General features: G+C 66.3%; 11 protein-coding genes. 8 read left to right on the top strand and 3 right to left on the bottom strand.

Going from position 1 to position 19,347, the window contains the following annotated elements:
• The first annotated feature begins 31 nt into the window (after positions 1-31).
• Positions 32-1,618, top strand: a complete 1,587-nt coding sequence (locus DB30_RS19755; protein WP_052551255.1) for an adenylate/guanylate cyclase domain-containing protein — start codon at positions 32-34, stop codon at positions 1,616-1,618.
• Positions 1,619-1,708: 90 nt separating this feature from the next.
• Here DB30_RS19755 and DB30_RS19750 read toward each other — a convergent pair whose 3' ends face one another.
• The 3 genes from DB30_RS19750 to DB30_RS19740 form a co-directional block, all read right to left on the bottom strand.
• The gene (locus DB30_RS19750) at positions 1,709-2,482 is read right to left on the bottom strand and encodes a TlpA family protein disulfide reductase (protein ID WP_153258368.1); all 774 of its coding nucleotides are present in this window, start codon (positions 2,480-2,482) and stop codon (positions 1,709-1,711) included.
• Between the two features lie 175 nt (positions 2,483-2,657).
• A complete protein-coding gene (locus DB30_RS19745; RefSeq protein WP_052551251.1) occupies positions 2,658-6,290 on the bottom strand; it encodes an ABC transporter permease/M1 family aminopeptidase in 3,633 nt (1,210 codons plus the stop codon).
• A complete protein-coding gene (locus DB30_RS19740) occupies positions 6,287-7,198 on the bottom strand; it encodes an ABC transporter ATP-binding protein (RefSeq protein WP_052551249.1) in 912 nt (303 codons plus the stop codon). The genes DB30_RS19745 and DB30_RS19740 overlap by 4 nt, the downstream gene beginning before the upstream one ends.
• A gap of 176 nt (positions 7,199-7,374) precedes the next feature.
• On the opposite strand from DB30_RS19740, the gene DB30_RS19735 reads away from it, so the two are divergent.
• From DB30_RS19735 to DB30_RS19705, 7 genes are all read left to right on the top strand, one after another.
• Positions 7,375-8,652: a ferredoxin--NADP reductase gene (locus tag DB30_RS19735; protein WP_052551247.1), complete on the top strand. Its 1,278-nt coding sequence runs from the start codon at positions 7,375-7,377 to the stop codon at positions 8,650-8,652.
• Position 8,653: 1 nt separating this feature from the next.
• On the top strand, positions 8,654-9,400 hold the full coding sequence (locus tag DB30_RS19730) for a MerR family transcriptional regulator (RefSeq protein WP_146659705.1): 747 nt from the start codon (positions 8,654-8,656) through the stop codon (positions 9,398-9,400).
• An 84-nt stretch (positions 9,401-9,484) separates the two neighbouring features.
• Positions 9,485-12,847: a LamG domain-containing protein gene (locus tag DB30_RS19725; RefSeq protein ID WP_165703848.1), complete on the top strand. Its 3,363-nt coding sequence runs from the start codon at positions 9,485-9,487 to the stop codon at positions 12,845-12,847.
• Positions 12,848-12,934: 87 nt separating this feature from the next.
• The gene (locus DB30_RS19720) at positions 12,935-13,435 is read left to right on the top strand and encodes a protein-tyrosine phosphatase family protein (protein WP_052551241.1); all 501 of its coding nucleotides are present in this window, start codon (positions 12,935-12,937) and stop codon (positions 13,433-13,435) included.
• A 203-nt stretch (positions 13,436-13,638) separates the two neighbouring features.
• Positions 13,639-14,835 carry a ferritin-like domain-containing protein gene (locus DB30_RS19715; RefSeq protein ID WP_240480277.1) on the top strand — a complete coding sequence of 399 codons (1,197 nt, stop codon included), beginning with the start codon at positions 13,639-13,641 and terminating at the stop codon, positions 14,833-14,835.
• Positions 14,832-15,005, top strand: coding sequence for an addiction module protein (locus DB30_RS43120; RefSeq protein WP_146659700.1), 174 nt, complete (start codon positions 14,832-14,834; stop codon positions 15,003-15,005). The genes DB30_RS19715 and DB30_RS43120 overlap by 4 nt, the downstream gene beginning before the upstream one ends.
• Before the next feature lie 99 nt (positions 15,006-15,104).
• The gene (locus DB30_RS19705) at positions 15,105-19,343 is read left to right on the top strand and encodes a DNA topoisomerase 3 (RefSeq protein ID WP_146659698.1); all 4,239 of its coding nucleotides are present in this window, start codon (positions 15,105-15,107) and stop codon (positions 19,341-19,343) included.
• Positions 19,344-19,347 lie beyond the last annotated feature (4 nt).

Here is a 19,347-nt window from a genome sequence, read left to right as displayed (position 1 = left end):
CGTCGCTCGTTCGACGACAATCTTGCGGCCGATGGCACGCGTGATCGCCAACCCCGGACACCGCGACGAGCGGGTGCACGAGTTGGCGCCCGGGGTCACCGTGATCGGCCGTGGCCGCGAGAGCCAGATCCGCGTGACCAACAAGAGCCTGTCGCGGCAGCACGCGTCGCTCGAGCTCAGCAGCTCCGGGCGTGTGACGATTCAAGACGTCGGCAGCAAGAACGGAACCTTCGTCGAGGGGCGGCGGCTCGACGAGCCCCACGAGCTCGAGGACGGCCAGCACTTCAGCTGCGGCGACGTGGTGTTCGTCTACAGCCTCGCCGAGTACTCGGTCGCCCCGCCCGAGACCTTCGTGCGCGAGATCTCGACCGAGGCCACCCGCGTGCTCGTCAACGATCTGCTCACCCAAGCCCGCAACCGTCGCAGCTCGGGGCTTGGCCGCCCGCGGCTACCCAAGAGCGCCGAGGGCCGGCTGCAGGTCCTGCTCGAGGTCGCGCGGCTGTTGTCCTCGCCCGAGGACATCGAGGGCCAGCTGCGCAAGATCTTGGATCTGGTGTTCTCGATCCTGGACATTGATCGGGTCGCGCTGATCATGATCGACGAGGTCACCGGCGAGTTCGGGGCGCCGATCGTGGAGTCGCGGCGCGAGGCGACGATCGGTGAGACCACGGGCACCTATAGTCGCCACATCCTCAACTACGTGCGCGAGCGCAGCGTCGCCGCGCTGTTCTCCGACGCCGCCGCGGATCCCCGGCTCGACGGCGCGCACTCGATCCAGCTGACGTCCGTGCGCTCGTCGATGTGCGCCCCGCTCAAGCCCCACGACGGCATCATTGGCGTGCTCTACGTCGACAACCTGACGATCCCCTCCGTGTTCACCAGCGAGGATCTAGAGCTGTTGTCGGCGTTCGCGGCTCAGGCCGCGATTGCGATCGAGAATTCCCGCCTGTATCAGCGGCTCCAGGCCGAGGCCGTCGCGCGCAGCAACCTGCTGCGCTTCTTCCCGCCCACAACCATCGCGCAGCTGCGCAAGAACCCGCGGCTGACCGCCGAGGTGATCGACACAGAGGTCACCGCGCTGTTTTGTGACATCAGCGGGTTCACCCAGATGTCCGCGCAGATGCAGCCGCGCGACGTGATGGAGGTGCTCAACCGCTACTTTCCGGTGATCACCGAGATCGTGTTCGACCACGAGGGCACCCTAGAGAAGTACATTGGCGACGCGATGCTCGCCGTGTGGGGCGCCCCGTTTCGAAGGGTCGACGACGCCAAGCGGGCCGTGCAGGCGGCTGTGGAGATGCAGCAGGCGATCACCAAGCTGAGCTTGGAGCTCACTAACTTTCCGCCGCTGCGCGTTCACATTGGGCTCAACACCGGCCGGGTCGCGGCGGGCAACATCGGGTCCGAGCACTACTTGCAGTACGCGACGATCGGCGACGCGACCAACCTGGCTAGTCGGATCTGTAGCGCGGCGGGGCCGGGTGAGATCGCGATTGGGGTCGCTACGCTCGAGCGCCTGGGCGGGCCGCCGCCGTTCCCGATTGACGGGCCGGAGTTTCACGAGACTCGCGGGCGGGATCAGCCAATCGCTGTCTACAAGCTGCGCTGGGAAGACTGACGCATGGCCACCAGCATGTCAGGTGCACTGCTAATACGAGCCCAGCCGGTCAGCGTTGCTGCGCTGCCGACCGAGCTCGATTGACCGCCACTACAGGTACTGATTGATGATCGTGTTGAACACGGTCGACTGATCCAGATCCTGCCAGTTCATCTGCGGATTGATCAGCCAAATGCTCGGGAACGACTCGATCGGCAGGTGCCCGTAGTACTTCTGCTGCACGTCGGGGATCACCCACACATTCTCGACCGGGTAATTCTGATCCCAGGCGACCGCGTCGGACATCGCGGGCGGCCCATTGTTGACGTTCTCCGTCAACACGGTCACCCACGCAAAGGTGTTGGCGTTGATCTCGGCGATCATCGGGTGCATCAACAGATCGACCGCCTGCTGGTTGCCACCAAAGACCTGCAGACAAGCGTTGTCGTTGCCGCCAAGGCACTGCGACATCAGCTGGCAGGGCCCGCACCACACCGCCGAGGTGTCGATCACAATCGGCAGCCCCTCGTACTCACAGATGCTGACCTCTTCGCCAAACTGGTTGAGGCCGCTGAAGTGCGGCGCGGCGCCGCCGACCTGTGCGGCACCACCCCAACCGGGATCGGGGACCGTGCATGGGCTGGTGTCACCGTCGCCATCGCCGGTCGTGGGGTCGCCGTCGCCGTCTCCGGTCGTGGGGTCGCCGTCGCCGTCGCCGGTCGTGGGGTCGCCGTCGCCGTCTCCGGTCGTGGGGTCGCCGTCGCCGTCTCCGGTCGTGGGGTCGCCGTCGCCGTCGCCGTCGCCTGTGGTCGTGCCGTCGCCGTCGCCGTTCACGGTCAGGCCGCCGCTCGTCAGCAAGCCGGTGTCGTCGCCGTCGTCTGTCACGCACCCACTCATGCAAGCGAGCGCGCCCACCCAGGTGAAAGCGACGAGAACCGATGAAAATGATCGAGCGGTCATGGGATCTCGTACCTACCAAACATGTCAACTCGATGGAACCACAAAAAGCCCCCGAACATCGCATATTCGCAAAACCGCCACCATTGGCCGACAACAGCGTTCAGCGAGCCTTCTCGACCGACCGGGTGTTGTCCCTTGGCGCTCGATCGATCAGCAGATTACGCGGATCAATGCCCGCCTTGGTCGGCCGCTCGTCCACCGTGATCGTCAACTCGTTCTCGATCTGATCAAAGCGATGCAGCTCGAGGTACAGCGGCTCGTCGACCGTCTCGCCGTCGCGCTCCCGCTCGACGTAGACGCCGACCTCGACCCAGTCATCCAGGGTCTCGGCGGGTGTCTCGACGCCCTTGCCGTCGGCGTAGAGCTTGCTGACCTGCAGCTCGAGCTGCACGTCGAACTTGCCGTCGTCGCGCTCGGTCAGCGTGGCCGCCAGCGCCCGGTTGTCATACAGGGTGATGCGCTCGAACATGTCCTCCAGCAAGTAGCGAAAGCGATCTGGCGTGGCCCGCTTCAGGTGCTCGTAGAGATCATGGGAGACCGTGTAGGGCGGCTGCTGAAACCCAACCTCGGTGATGTAGTCGCTCAGCGCCTTGTTGAGCGCGTCCTCGCCGATGTACTGCGCCAGCGCATAGAACACCAAGCTGGCCTTGTTGTAATGAATGTACTGCTGGTTCTCGACGAGCAGCAGCGGCAGCTCCTCAATTGTCTCGCTGCTGCGCGCGCCAAGGTAGCTGTTGAGCTCGTACTTCAAGAACTTCGGCATCTTGTCGGGCCCGTAGCGGCGCTGCATGACCGCGAGCGCGCTGTATTGGGCCAGCGACTCGGACATCAAGGTCGCGCCCTGCACGTTGGCGCCGATCACCTGGTGGGCCCACCACTGGTGCGCGACCTCGTGGCTGGTCACGTAATACACATAATCGATCGCCTCTAGATCGCTGGCGTCGGCGATGAAGCCAATGCTCTCGGAGTAGGGGATCGTGTTGGGGAACGACTGCGCGAAGCTGGCGTACTGCGGAAACTCCAAGATCCGCACCTGCCGATGCTGGTAGGGCGAAAACTCGACCGTGAAGTAATCGAGCGAGTCCTTGATCGACTCGATCATCTTGTCGATGTTGTAGGCGTGGGCGTGGTGATAGAAGATCTCGATTGCGACCGGCTCACCGCCGTTGGCGGGCTGCCACGCGTCACGCTTGACGGTGTACGCCGCCGACAGCACCGACCAGAAATTGAGGATCGGCGCGTCCATCTCGTAGCGGAAGTAGCGGCGGCCGCCCTCGCTCCACTCTTTTTGCAGGTACCCGGGCGCAACGGCGATCTGATCGGGATCGGTGGAGATTGTCGCGTTGAAGCTGACCCAGTCCGAGTCCGACGAGAGATAGGTGTTCCCGCGCGCGGACATGTCGTCGATCTTTGGCATGCGCAGGCGCTCGGGCAGATCGTGCTCGCGGCGGGTGTTGGGATCGGCGATCTCGAATTGATCGCTGTAGCCAAAGTGCGGCATGTAGGTGGCGCTGTTGAAGAAGCTGCCGTTGGCGACGATCGCGGTGTCGTTGCTCTGGTTGCCAAACCCGCGCAGGTGCTTGCGAAAGTCGTAGGTGACGTCGAATTCCTCGCCGGGCTGCATGGGCTTGGCGAGCGCATAGATCCGGTAGCCAAGCTCCTCGTCAAAGCTCTGCAGCGTGGCCCCGGGGATCTCGAGCGCGGCGACCTCAACCTCGCTGTCGAAGCTGATCACGTGGAGCTGCTCGATCGCCGACTGGGTCTTGTTGACCAGGTGCAGGGTGCCCCGGACCTCGACGCGACGCTGCTTGGGGTACAGATCCGCCTGAATGGAGACGGCGGTGATCCGCGGGTGCGGCAGCGCCTCAAACTGCTTGAACTCTTGCTCGTAGCGGACCTGCAGCGCCTCTTGCTTGTCGCTGGGCAGGTACTGGTTGAGCACGTTGGTGTTGTAGAAAATGAAGCCACCCGCGCCGAGCCAGACCAGGGTAGTCGCGACAATTGCAACCACGCGCCCACGCGTGAGCCGGGCCCGGGCCGCGCGGATCCGCAGGCGCAGCGGGTTGTCGGTCCCGCGGACCCACGCAAGCTCGGCGATCAACATCAGCAGCACCGCCGCGGCGCCCCAGTAGATGGTGAACGCGGCCTGCCCGGCCACAAAGTGACCGTAGCCGTTCATGTCCGAGTAGGTTGCGCTGGGAAACGCGCCGAAATTGTAGAGGTTGTGCTCGAGGTCCAAGGCTGGCAGCGCAGCCTGCAACACGAAGATCAGGACCATCACCGTGTAGCCAAGGAACTTGTGGTTGACCATCACCTGCGCGACCACGGCGGCCACGCTGAGCACCACCCACACCTGCAGCTGCATGAGCAAGATGTCGCGGACGTAGAGCCCGAGCTCGAGCTGGGCATAGCCCTTGCTGAGCTGAAAGCTGACGGTGGTCGCTGCCGCGACGGCGAGCAACACCAGCATCCCGGCCAGCATTGCGCCTAGCTTGGCGATCAGCGGGACCCAGTTGGGGATCGGCAGGGCGTCGTAGAGCTCGTTGACCTTGTACTTGCGCTCGCGGTGGATCAGCTCACCGGCATAGAACACCAGCACGATCAGCATGAACGCCGACATGCCGCCCTGAATCACCTGAAGCATCACGTGGGTGACCGGCAGCGTCGTCGTGCCGCCGCGCTCGATGAAGCCGAACGCGCCGCCGACCATGTTGCCAACGCCAAACAGCGCGATCACCAGAAACGGCGCGCTGCGAACCAGCGCGCGGACCTCTACGCGGGTCTGAAATCGCAGCGCGGCGAGCTGGCTGCGCAGGTCGTAGCTGGGCTGCACGACGGGGAGCTTGGCTGGTTTGGTGTGGGACTGTGCGGTGTCTGGCGCTGCATCTGGCGCGTTGGACTTGGTCCGCTTGCCGCCGCCGCTGGGCAGCGACATTTGGTAGCGCAGCAAAGTGCCGACCAAGATCACCAACCCAACACCCGCCCAGATCGCGCGGTTGATCAGGATCTCCGGCGTGAACGGGGCCCCCAGCGTGTTTTGCTCGGCCGGCGTCCAGTAGCGGACCGCGTAGCCGTATGCCCGCACCCCAAAGGGATCGCTGACCGCGGCGACGAAGTCGTTGTCGAGATCCGAGATGTAGTTGCCCGAGACGATATAGACGACCAGCAAGCCCAGCAGCGCGACGTAGCTGAACATGGCCCGGCGCGTGAGCGTGGCGACCGAGAACGAGATCGCGCCGATCAGCAGTAGATTGGGAAACAAGAACACGCCAAGCGAATAGGCGTAGGGTGTCAGGCTGAACGCCACGACCCGCTCGGGATCGTGCCACGGCATCACGCTGGCGAGCATCGCCCCAAGCGCCAGACCGGTGATCATGAACCACGCCGCGAGCAGCGAGCCACCAAAGCGGCCGAGCAGGTAGGGCCCCTTGCGCAGCGGTGTGGCGAAGAACAGGCCCTGGATGCCGTACTCGTGGTCGCGGTTGACGGCGGCCGCCACGAACGCGGTGGTGATCACCAAGCCCAGCAGCAGGCAGAGCACCAACATCATGCGCTGCAGCGCGACCGGTGAATTGATCGCAATGGTGCCAACGCCCCCAAATGGGGTCATCCCGCCCTTGATTCCGACCGATAGAAAGCCGAACACGAAGCAGATCCCGGTAAAGATCCACAGCGGCGGGTGCCGGCGCCGAAACGCCAGCTCGAAGCGCAGAACATCGAGTAGCTGGCTCATGCGATCCCCGTTGCGCTGGGCTTTGCGGTCGCGCGCGCGCGCGAGAGCGTGGTGAAGTACACGTCCTCGAGGCCCGGCTCGACCGGCTCAAAGCCGTCGCCGGGGGCCGCGTCGGCGAACACGTGGATCAGCGTGCGCCCGCTGAACAGCCGGGTCGAGATCACGTCGTGGTCGCGCTCGTGATCCTCGAGCTGGTCGCGGGCAATGATCTTCTTCCAGGTCTTGCCGCGGATCTCATTGATCGTCGCGAGCGGCTTGCCTTGGTGCAGGACCTCACCCTTGGCGATGATCGCCATGTTGGTGCACAGCTGCGCGACGTCCTCCACGATGTGCGTTGATAAGATGATCACCACGTGCTCGCCGATCTCGGACAGCAGGTTCAAGAAGCGGTTGCGCTCCTCGGGGTCGAGGCCCGCGGTGGGCTCGTCGACGATGATCAGCCGCGGGTTGCCAAGCAGCGCCTGGGCGATCCCAAAGCGCTGACGCATGCCGCCCGAGTAGCCGCCCAGCTTGTTCTTGCGGGCGTCCCACAGGTTGACCCGCTGCAGCAGTGACTCGACCACTTGCTTGCGCTCTTTGGCCTTGCCGATGCCCTTGAGCGTGGCGAAGTGGCTGAGCATCGTGACCGCGTCGACGTTGGGGTACACGCCGAAGTCCTGGGGCAGATAGCCAAGTACGCGCCGGACCGCGTCCTTGTCGCGCAGCACGTCGATGTTGCCCAGGTGGATCGAGCCCGTGTCGGGGTCTTGCAAGGTCGCGATCGTGCGCATCAGCGTGGACTTGCCGGCCCCGTTGGGTCCCAGCAGGCCAAACATGCCGGTCGGGATCTTTAGGTTGACACCACGCAGGGCCTTGACCCCGTTGGCGTAGGTCTTCGATAGGTTGTCGATGACTAGCGAATCGCTCACGTGACCTCGGGCCGCACTCTAGCGGCTGGGCTCCTTCGACTCGCGGCGAGGTGCGGGGGTTTCGTTGGGGTCCCGAGTGCGGGGCCGCACGAGGCTGCTGGAGAGCCACGAACCGGCCGAATAGCCAGTGTATAGTAGGACTTTACACTTTGTGCCTCAGCCGGCACACTCTGCAGGTGGTCGCGTCCGCCAAGTCGAGGGAGGCCAAGCGCCGGTTCAAGCTGGTCCCGCGCATGTTCGAGCCGCGGGTCTTGCAGCTGCGCAGCGACCTGCGGGCCGTGCTCGCGGATCTTCGGGGTGAGCGGGCGCAGGCTTGGTCGGCCCGCGACGGCTCCCGGTACGCGGCGACCAAGCCGGTCGGTCTCGCAACCCGCGAGCTCGAGATCATGTCGGTCACGCAAGAGACCGACGCGGCGGTGAGCTTGGTGCTGCGCGATCCTGGCGGGGGGCTGGTGCCGCAGGTTCGGCCGGGGCAGTTCTTCGCGCTGCTCGTCGAGCTCGACGGCGAGGTCTTGCGTCGGGCCTACTCGGTCAGCTCGGACTGCCGGGTCCGCGAGAAGCTCAGCGTGACGATCAAGCGCGTGACCGGTGGCCGCGTCTCCAACTACCTCAACGATCACGCCGCGCCGGGCATGCGGCTGCGGGTGCTGGGCCCTTCGGGCGAGTTTGGCTGCCAACCCCAGGCGGAGCGCTCGCAAGCTCGCAAGCTGGTGTTGATCGCGGGCGGCAGCGGGATCACGCCCATGATGGCGCTGCTTCGCACGCTGCTGCCGGTCGAGCGTGGCTGCGAGATCGCGTTGGTGTACGCCAACCGCAGCGCCACCGATGTGATCTTCGCCAACGCGATCGCGCAGCTTCAGGCCGAGCACGCGCCGCGGCTCACGGTTCACGCGCTGCTCGAGCACGCGCCCAGCGAGTGGTCAGCGCCCGAGCGCGGCCAGTGGCTCGGCCGCTGCGACGCGACCACGCTCGCGCGGGTGCTGGACCAGGTCCCGCTCGCGCGTGATCCCAACGCAACGTTCTTGCTGTGCGGTCCGGCGCCGATGATGGCCGGCGCCAGCGAGCTGCTGCGCGCGCGCGATGTCCCGGCGGCCCGGATCCGCAGCGAGCACTTCGTGGCCCCGCAGCTGCACACGGACGCAACGACCAAGCTCCGGGCGCCAATGCCCGTGACGATCATGGCCGCGCAGCGCGAGCTGGCCGTCGTCGTTCAACCTGGGCAGACCCTGCTCGAGGCCGGTCTCGCCGCGGGGATCGACATGCCCTACTCCTGCGCAATGGGTGGCTGCGCTGCCTGCAAGGTGGAGCTCGTGGACGGTGAGGTGATCCAGCGCGAGCCCAACTGTCTCGACCCAGCCGAGCGCGCGCGTGGCTACGTGCTCGCCTGCGTCGCCAATCCCACCACCGCTTGTCGGGTGCGCCTGCCGGCCGCGCGCACCAGGGATCAAGGCTGAAGTGGCGCGCGCCCGTTCCCAGTCCGCCGCCTCGCTCGACCGCGCGCGCTGGCCCTACCGCATGAAAGATCTGTGCGAGCGCACCGGCCTGGATCGCCAGACCGTGCATTTCTACATTGCCAAAGGGCTGATGCCCGAAGGCCACAAGACCAAGGCCAACATGGCCTATTACGGCGAAGAGCACCTCGAGCGCCTGCGGTTGGTGCTCGAGCTCAAGAACGAGCGCTTCTTGCCGCTCGACGCGATCCGGGCCGTGCTCGACGGTGAAGATCACGAGTTCAGCCCCGAGCAGCGCGCGTTGTTGGTCCAGGTCAAAGAGCGCGTCGCCGACGTGCTCGCGGCCTCCCGTGGAACTGGCAGCACCCTCGCGGCTGCGCCATTGCTGCGCAAGCACGGCGTCACCCGCGATGAGCTGCGCAAGCTCGAGCAGCTGGGCCTCGTCGCAATCGTCAAGGTCCGCGGCGCCCAGCACATCTCCCAGGATGACGCGTGGGTCGTCGAGCTATGGGCGAGCCTGCGCGAGTCTGGATTCACCACCGAGCTTGGGTTTGGGGTGGAAGATCTGGGCAGCTACGTCGCGGCGATCGACGAGCTGTTCGAGCGTGAGGTCCGCGAGCTGACCCCGCGTCTGGCCAAGCTGCCGGCCGATCAGGTCGCGCAGCTGTTTCGCCAGGGGTTGCCGCTGGTGAACAGCTTCTTGGTTCGCTACCACCAGGCCAAGGCGCGGCAATTCTTCGCGCAATTTTGATCGGGGTTCACGCCCGCGTGTTGCCAACATCGCGTCATATAGCCCATTGCGTGAATGGATCATGGCCTCGTGTCATGGAGCCACATGCCACGAGACCCGTTCCTTCTGCGACTCGACTTGGGGTTATTGGTGAGCGCCTGCCTGTCCTGCCTGGCCTGCACGGATCTGGACAGCGACAGCGACAGCGACGGCGAACCTGCGCAGCTCCGCGGGCTCGAGGACGGCCTCGAATTGCGCTGGACCTTCGAGGACCACGTCGGCACCCAGATCACGGATCTCTCGGGCAACGGTCGCCATGGCACCCTGCAAGGGGGTGCGCTCGTCAGCTCGCCGCAGGGACAGGCGGTCAGCCTCGACGGCGTGGACGACTACGTGTCCGTCGCGCACCTCGGGCTGCGGGCCCCCGCGCTCTACGGCGGCGTCAATGGTGACTTCACGATCAGCGCCCGGGTGCGGGTCGCGGATGTCGCCAAGCTCAACACCCTCTGCTTCGGCTGTGGGCCGTTCTCGTCGATGTACATCGGCACCGTGTCCCCCGGGTCGACGGTCCTGTCTGCAGTCTCCAACCAAGCTGGCGGGTCGCTGTGGCCAACCTCGTCCGCCGCGCTCGCCGACGACGAGTGGCGTGAAGTCACGATGGTCGTCGAAGGTGGCGTGGCCGCGCGCTACTACCTCGACTGCGAGGTCGACACCGATCTGCAAGACCCAAATATTGGTCTCAAAGACTACAACTTCTCGGCGGTCGGGTTGGGCGCGAACCCGGACCGCTGGTTTGGTGGCGAGATCGACGAGCTGCGGATCTGGAGTCGGGCGCTGTCCGAGCCAGAGCTGGGGGAGCTGTGCCCGCAACCGCTCGAGCAAGGCCTGGAGCTGCGCTGGACCTTCGAGGATCGCGTCGACAACCAGGTCACGGATATGTCGGGAAACGCCCGTCACGGCACGCTGCATGGCGGGTCGTTCGTCAGCTCGCCAACCGGTGACGCCGTGGCCCTCGATGGCGTCGACGACTATCTCTCACTCGCGCACCTCGGGCTGCGCTCACCCTCGCTCTACGGTGGGGTTGATGGTGACTTCACGATCAGCGCCCGGGTCCAGGTCGCGGACGTCAACAAGCTCAACTCTCTGTGCTTTGGCTGCGGCCCATTTTCATCCATGTACATTGGCACCGGGGTCTACGGGCCCAAGGTGCTCTCGGCCCTCTCCAACCAGGCTGGCGGGTCGCTGTGGCCGCTCTCGTCCTCCGCGCTGACAAACGACACCTGGCGCGAGGTCACGATGGTCGTCGAAGGTGGCGTGGCCGCGCGCTACTATCTCGACTGCGAGTTCGACAGCGAGCTCCAGAACCCAAATATTGGTCTCAAAGACTACAACTTCTCCGCGGTCGGTCTGGGGCCGAACGTCAACAGCTGGTTCGGTGGTGAGATCGACGAGCTGCGGGTCTGGAACCGGGCGCTGCCCGAACAAGAGCTGCAGCTGTTGTGTGGTGACGTCGTCAGCGAATGTGGCGAATGGCAGTCGCTCAAGACCCGCGCCCTTGGCCTCGACAAGGTCTGGACGGACGGCACCGACATCATTGCGATCGGCGGCGGCGACATCGTGAAGTTCGCCGACGGCGAGTGGCTCGACATCGAGGCCACGACCAGCGACCGCTGGCTGCGCGACGCCTACGATGTCTGGGGTCCGACGACCGCCGATCACTGGCTGCTGGGCTATGCGCCCAGCTCTGGCGCGGGTCTGTATCGCTACAATGGCAGCGAGCTCGAGGACGTCGTCTCGTTCCCCCAGCAGCCGAACGACTTTGGAGCGATGATCCCCCACGACATCTCCGGGGCCGCCCCGAATGATCTGTGGGCGATAGCAATGGCCGAGTGCAACACCTTCGCGTGTCAGGACCCCGACTGTGCCTGCAACGAGGCGCCCTCGGTCCTGCTTCGCTACGACGGCGTTGATTGGCAGCAAGTCGAGTCCCCCGGCCTCGTCACCCGGATCTGGAGCGATGGCGCGAGCACCTGGGCCGTCGGCGGGCGTGACCCCAACAGCTCGCCCTGGCTGACCCCGATCGGGGGTCTGGTTGCGAGCTTCGACGGCGACGACTGGACCGTTTGGTTCGATGACGAATTTCCAACCCTGCACGCGGTCTGGGGGGTCGACGGCGACGACGTGTGGGTGGGTGGCGAGCAGGGCACGCTCCGCCACTTCGAGCTTGGCGTCTGGTCGACCCACGATCTTCCGACAACGGCGACGATCGAGCGGATCGAGGGCCGGGCCAGCGACGAGGTCTGGGCGCTCGACGACGAGGGCGAGCTGTGGGCCTGGGACGGCGTCGGCTGGACCCACGGGCTCACGATCGAAGGCGCCCGCGACTTCGCGGTCTACGGCGAGGGTCTCGTGGTCGTGGGCGAGGACCACGGCCACGCTGTCAACTTCATCGACGTGGACGCCATGAGCGTCGAGTCGCTGTATTGGCGCAACGGCGACTTCTATCCCCAGACGATGGTCGTTGACGACATGGACAACGCCGTGGCCGGCACCGTGAGCCATCAGTACAGCTCTGTACCCAAACCCGAGGCGCCGCCGAACGGCACCTGGCGCTGGGATGGCTCGAGCTGGTCGCCGACCTACGTCGAGTTTCCAACCAGCTTCGACCAGATCGTTGGCGCGGTCGATCAAGGCTTTGGGACCCGGACGTTGACCGAGTACGAAGTGGAACCCGACTTCCATGCAACCTACGAGATCGTCGACGGTGAGATCCTCGAGCTCGATCCACCGGAGCCGGGCGTTCGCGTGTTCGACTCGAAGCTGTTCCTGATCGACGGGCAAGAACAGCTGTGGATCTCGACCGAGAAAGGCGAGTACTTCCCCAACGCCACCTACGGTCTGTTCGCGCGCGTCGATGGGGTGTGGGTCGATCGCCTGCCGCCTGGGCTCACCAAGCTCGCGTTCAAGCTGACACAAGGTGGCGAGCGGGTGTTCGCCAACTTCAACGTGGCATCGAACGCCAACAGTACTTGGATGTTCGAGGACGGTCAGTGGACCGACATCAGCAACCCCCTGGAGAACAGTCGGGCGTTCTCACTCGCCGCCACGGGTCCCAACGAGCTGTGGTCGACCCAAGCCAACAACACGGACAACCCCGAACAGCTGTACTTTTGGGACGGCGTCGAGTGGCACGTCGCCAAGGATCTGTGGCCGGCGCTGGGCGGCCACGACGACTGGTGGACGCTCGACGCCGCCGGCCCCGACGACCTGTGGATGGGCTCTTCGCGCTTCTCGGAGCCCGAGAGCGTCGCTCACTGGGACGGGCTGGACTGGACAATTCTCCCCACGCCGGCGCTGCTTCACGGCTGGAGCGAGGGACCCCAGGCTCTGCTGATCGAGGCTGCCAGCGACGGCGTGTTCATTCACGACGGCATCCGGCTGTGGCAGTACGAGAATTGCGACCCCTGAGTCGGTTGGTTTGCGCTTGGGCGGGCCTGCTCGTGGGCCGCGGAGTCTCGACCCACCGCGGACACCATTCGTGCGAGACTCGTCCGCGTGGTCCCTCGCAACTTCGCTCCCGCATCGCTGCGCGATGAGATCGTCTACGGCTCGGACCGACCTGGCTACGGGCCCGCAGAGGTGAACGAGTGGATTGATTTCATGATCGGGCAGGGCGTTGCGCGGGTCGTGTGCCTGCTTTCGCACGAGCGGATGCTTCGCTATGACGATCTGCTGGGCGCGTACAGCCAGCGCTTCGCCGCCGTGACCCATGCGGCGATCGACCACTTCGGGCTGCCCAGCAACGAGGCTCTGGAACAAGCGCTGGCTGCCTTCGCCGAGGCCGAGGCCGCGGGTGAGCGCGTGGTCGCCCACTGCGCGGCGGGCATGGGCCGGACCGGGCTGATCTCCAGCGCGTGGTTGTGTCGGCGCTATGGGGTGGCCATTGACGACGCGGTCACCGAAGTCAGCGAGACCGCGCTGCGAGTGGGTGCCAACCGCGACCCGCTCGAAGCCGGGCCGAAGGCCCTCGAGGTGCTCGCGCGGGCGCTTGGGTAACGCTCGATCCGAGTGCAACGACGACGCGCGAGCTGGCCCGGCGCCGCTCGATCCACAAATGCGGCGTCTGAAACCTGTGCGGTTGAGCTTCGCGCCTGCGCGCCAGGCGGCTGTCGCCAAGAGATATCGCGGTGTCTGTTGAGTTCGGCGAGTGTCTAGTTCAACTAGACACTACGCCAGCACCCGTGGCAGGATCGAAGCCGATGCTAGACAGCGCACGCCTGACCCACCTGTTGCCCAACAAGATGCGCAGCCAGGTCGACAGCTACTTCGAGGCGCTGTCGGTATTCACCCAGATCCGCGATCCCAGGGTCCTGCGCTCGCTCGGGCCTTCGGGCATCCGCGGCATGCTGCTGCACCGTGGCCGGCAAAACGAGCCAACCAAGATCCCGTGCAACTACATGGCCCACTTCGACTGGAACTACCCGGCCGATCAACCCGCGATGGCCGAGCTCTACCGCCGCGCCAAGCAGGGCCAGTGGGACTCCGACGAGATGCCGTGGGACACCAACGTCGATCCCTTCAACCACGAGATCCCGCTGCTGCCCGACAACTTCTTGGATCCGCAGAGCCTCGCCGACGAGCTTGGCACCAAGTTCACCAACAAAGAGCTGGCCGAGCTGCGCTTCTCGGTTGTGTGTTGGCTGCTCAGCCAGTTCCTGCACGGTGAGCAGGGGGCACTGTTCGCGGCCTGCCAGGTCACCGAGGCCGTGCAGTTCTTCGACGGCAAGATGTACGGCGCTACCCAAGTCATGGACGAGGGCCGTCACGTGGAGGTGTTCAACCGCTACTTGGATCAGAAGCTCGGGCGGCTGTATCGGATCAACGACAACCTGTTCGTGATCATTGACTCGCTGATGACCGACTCGCGCTGGGACATGAAATTTCTCGGCATGCAGATCATGGTAGAGGGGCTGGCGCTGGGGGCGTTTGGCGTGATCTACAAGGTCACCCAAGAGCCGCTGCTGCGGGCGATCCTCGAGCGGGTGATCCAAGACGAAGCCCGCCACGTGCACTATGGCGTGCTGGCCCTGCGCGAGCACATCACCACGCAGCTGACCGAGCGTGAGCGGCAAGAGCGAGAAGACTGGGCATTCGAGGTTGCGATCCTCATGCGCAATCGCTTCATGATCTATGAGGTGTATGAGGAATGGTTCGAGGGGCTGATGACCCGTGAACATTGGCGGCGGTTCATCACCAATGCGCCGGGCATGAAGATGTTTCGCCAGGTCATGTTCTCGCGCTTGGTGCCAAATCTACGCGCGATTGGGCTGTTGTCGGATCGGATCATCCCGTACTACGAGCAGGTCGGGCTGATGCAGTACTTCAACGGGGTCGCGGCGGACAACCTGAGCTCGGAGCAGATGCTGCGCGAGCTCGACGGGGCGGTCGCGCTGTGAGCGGCCGGCGAGTCAAGTGCGCGGAGGGACAGCAGGGTGATCACCTCGAAGTCAGCGCCGAGGTCAAGGCTGAGCTCGATCGTCGGTTGGCCGCTCACCGACAAGACCCCAGCGAAGCGCTGAGCTGGTCTGAGCTCGAGCAGCGCGTACGAGCTTGGCGCCCTCGATGAACCACGAAGGTGTCCGCAAGCTGGGCGCGAAGCCCTCGCCCGAGCTGAAAACAGCCCGCTGGGTTCGGTGGTCCGCAACCGCTACCATCCGCGCTGCTCGTGCCGACCCTCGTCCTTGCGGAGAAGCCCTCCGTCGCCCGTGACATCGCCGCGGCGCTCGGCGCCACCCAGCGCCGTCGTGGCTACCTCGAGGGCGCGGGCTACCGCGTCACTTGGGCGGTTGGCCACCTCGTGGGTCTGGCCGAGCCATCGGAGATCGAGGCCGCGTGGAAGCGCTGGCGGCTGGACCTGCTGCCGATGCTTCCGCGCGAGTGGCCGCTGCGCGTGCTCGACCACGCCGCGGATCAGTACGCCGTGGTCGCCCGCCTGATGAAGGCTGCCGACGTGCGCGAGATCGTGGCGGCGACCGACGCCGGGCGCGAGGGTGAGCTGATCTTCCGCTACATCTACGAGAAGACCGGCTGCACCCGACCGTGGCGACGGCTGTGGATCTCGGCGCTGACCCAAGCTGCGATCCGCGGCGGCTTTCAACGGCTGCGCAGCGGCGCGGAGTTTGACGCGCTGGCCAACGCCGCGCGGGCCCGCAGCCGGGCGGACTGGCTAGTTGGCATGAACCTCTCGCGCGCGTACAGCCTGCTCTACGATGATCAGCTCAGCGTGGGCCGGGTCCAGACGCCGACCTTGGCGATGCTCGTCACCCGCGAGCGCGAGATCCGGGAGTTCGTGCCGGTGCACTACCAAGAGGTGGTGGCTCGGTTTGCGGCGGCGCCGGGGGAGTTCGAGGGCACCTACCACCGACCTGACCCAGCTGATCCAGACGGTCCAGCCGGCGATCGCAGCAAGCCCTGGAAGCCGCCCAAGTCTGCGCTGGCCCGGCTCGCACACAGCGGCGAGGAAGCGGCCGCCGTGGTCGCCCGCGCGAAGACTGGCACCGCCGCGATCGCCCACGTCCAGCGCTCGAAGCAGAGCTCTCCAGCGCCGTTTTTGTATGACCTCACCGAGCTGCAGCGCCACGCCAACCGGCTGTACGGGATGTCGGCCAAGCGCACGCTAGATGTCGCGCAAGAGCTCTACGAACGGCACAAGGCGATCTCCTACCCGCGGACCGACAGCCGCCACATCGACCGCGAGACCGCGTCCACGCTGCCGGGGATCATAGATGCGATCGCGCCCGGCTACCCCGGAATGATCGCCGAGGGCAGCGGTGAGCGCTCGCTGGGTAGTCGCTACGTCAACGACGCGAAGGTCAGCGATCACCACGCGATCCTGCCGACCTCCGAGCGCCCCAACCTGCGCGCGGGCACCGAGCTGTTCAAGATCTACGACCTCGTGTGTCGGCGCCTGCTGGCCGCGTATCACCCGAACTACGTCGAGGCGATCACCACCGTCGAGACCCAGATCGTCAACGGCACGGCGCCCGAGCAGACCGTTGATCGCTATCTCAGCCGCGGGACCTCGGTCGAGCAAGAAGGTTGGAAGGTCCTCGACATCAAGCGCCGCAGCGGCAAGGCCAAGCCGGGGGCCAAGCCGGGCGCGGTGACCTTGCCGGGCGGGCTCGAGCCGGGACAGGCGGCCACGGTCGTGTCGGCCAAGGCGATCGACAAGCAGACCGAGCCACCCCGGCCCCACACGGAGGCGTCGCTGCTGACGGCGATGGAGACGGCGGGGCGCACGATCTCGGAGAAGCAGCTGAGCGAGGCGATGCGCGGCTGTGGGCTGGGGACACCCGCGACCCGGGCCGCGACGATCGAGACCTTGCTCCAGCGCGGCTACGTCACGCGCGACGGCAAGAAGACCCTGCGCGCGAGCGACAAGGGCGAGCGCCTGATCGACGCGGTCCACGAGCAAGTCAAGAGCCCGGCGATGACCGGCGAGTGGGAGCTGGCGCTGCATCGCATGGGCGGGGGACCGGGGGAGCTCGACGCGTTCATGCAGGAGATCGAGGCCTACGTCGCGCAGGTTGTTGGCACCGTCACGCAGGCGGCCGGGAGCGGCAGCGTGACCTCGGCGCCGGCACGCGGTGAGAGCTCTGCCGCCCCCGCGCAGGCGAGCGGTGGCGGCGAGACGGGGGGTCTCGCACGCAGCGGGGCCGATGTGGCGCGTACGCGGTCGCACGCGAGCGCGGCACCCTCGGCCGGCTCGAGTCCAAGCGGCGCCGCGTCCAAGCCGAAGCCGACACCTCGCGCCGTCCCAGTCGCGGAGCTGCCCGCGCTGCTCGAGGCGCGGTTTGGGTTCGGTGAATTCCGTGCCCACCAACAAGAGATCTGCGCGACGGTGACCGCTGGTAGCAGCGCGCTGGTCGTGATGCCAACCGGCGCCGGCAAGTCGCTGTGCTACCAGCTCCCCGGGGTCGCCCGTGGCGGCACGACCTTGGTGATCAGCCCGCTCATCGCCCTGATCGAAGATCAGGTCGAAAAGCTGCGCTCGCTCGGTTTCGCGGCCGAGCGCATTCACTCGGGCCTGAGTCGCCTCGCCTCGCGGCAAGTCTGCCGGCGCTACCTCGACGGCGAGCTCGAGTTCTTCTTCATGGCCCCCGAGCGGCTCGCCGTGCCCGGGTTCGCCCAGATGTTGGCCAAGCGTTGGCCCGCGCTGATCGCCGTTGACGAGGCCCACTGCATCTCGCACTGGGGTCACGACTTTCGCCCGGACTACCGCATGCTCGAGGCCCGCCTGCGGCCGCTCACGCACCCGGCTTCGGGCGGCGCGGGCGTTCCGATCATCGCGCTGACGGCAACGGCCACGCCGCTGGTCCAGCGCGACATTCTGCAGCAGCTTGGTCTGGCCGACGCGGCGGCGTTCATCAAGGGCTTTCGTCGGACGAATCTCGCGATTGAGGTGGTCGAGGTCGCCAGCAGCGAGCGCGCGGGGATCTGCAAGCAGCTGCTTGCCGATCCTGCACGCCGACCGGCGATCGTGTACGCCCCAACCCGCAAGGTCTGCGAGCAGCTCGCCGCCGCGCTGTCGAGCCGGGGCAAGCACGCGTACACGGTCTCGGCCTACCACGCTGGGATGAACCCCCAGGCGCGCGCGCGGGCCCAAGAACAGTTCTTGCGCGGCGACAGCTCGGTGATCGTGGCGACGGTTGCGTTTGGCATGGGCATCGACAAGCCCGACGTTCGCACGGTCGTGCACGTCGCCTCGCCGGGCAGCCTCGAGGGCTACTACCAAGAGATCGGTCGGGCCGGGCGCGACGGGCTGCCCAGCCGAACGATCCTGCTGCACGCCTACGCGGATCGCCGGACCCACGAGTTCTTCCTCGAGCGCGACTACCCCGAGCCCGAGCAGCTCGTCGCCGTCGCACGGCTGCTGGGGCCGCGGCCAACGCCACGCGCTGCGCTGCAGCGGCGGGCCAGGATCACGACCGACGACATGGACAAGATCCTCGAGAAGCTGTGGCTGCACGGGGGCGCCCTGATCGACCCAGAAGAGAACGTGAGCCGCGGCCCCGATGACTGGCGAACGCCCTACGTCGCCCAGCGCGAGCATCGGCAGGCGCAGCTGGATCGCGTGGCGTCGTACCTGAGCGCGGGCCGGTGTCGCATGCTCGAGCTCGTCGAGCACTTTGGTGACCGCGAAGACAGCGGGACCCAGTGTGGGCGCTGCGACATCTGTGATCCCAAGGCGGCCCTGGTCGCCCGCGAGCAGCCGCCCAGCACCGCGCAGCGGGCCTGCATGCACGGGATCCTGCGCACGCTCGCAACGGACGCGCGCGGCGTCGCGGCCGGGCGATTGTTCAGCGAGGTCGCCGAGGGTCAGCTGCCGCGCAGCAGCTTCGAGCGCGTGGTTCAGGCGCTCGACCGCGCGGGCTACTTGGAGATCAGCGAGGATCGCTTCGTCCCCAGCGGGAAGACCCAGGAGATCGCGTTTCGCCGGGTGTCGCTCGCGCGGGAGCTGCCTGAATATGAAGGCGAGCTCGACGCGGCGCTGGCCAAGATCTCGATCGCCGTGGATCTCAGCGGGGGGCCCGGTGACACCAAGAGCCGCGGTCGCGGGCGAGGATCGACCAAGCGCAAGTCTGGTTCGCGCGCGCCAAGCCCGGGAACCAAGCGCGGCGGCAAGCGCAAGGGCAAAGCTGGCGCTGGCCGCAAGAGTAGCGGGCCTCGTGCAGCCGGCGGCGCCGTGCTCGAAGCACTGCAACAATGGCGGCTCGCCCAGGCTCGGACCAAGGGCGTGCCGGCGTTTCGGATCCTGAGTAACAAGCAGCTGATCGCGCTCGCGACCAGCCCCGTCCACGATCTCGAGTCATTGCGCGCGGTGCCAGGGATCGGCGCAAAGACGATCGAGCGGTACGGCTCGGCGTTGGTTCGGGTGCTGGGTCGCCGTCCGCGTGGGGGCTGAGCGC

Source organism: Enhygromyxa salina (assembly GCF_000737335.2).
Taxonomy (GTDB): domain Bacteria; phylum Myxococcota_A; class Polyangia; order Nannocystales; family Nannocystaceae; genus Plesiocystis; species Plesiocystis salina_C.
Note: the sequence above shows the minus strand (reverse complement) of the source record. Positions and strands in the feature narration are given on the sequence as shown.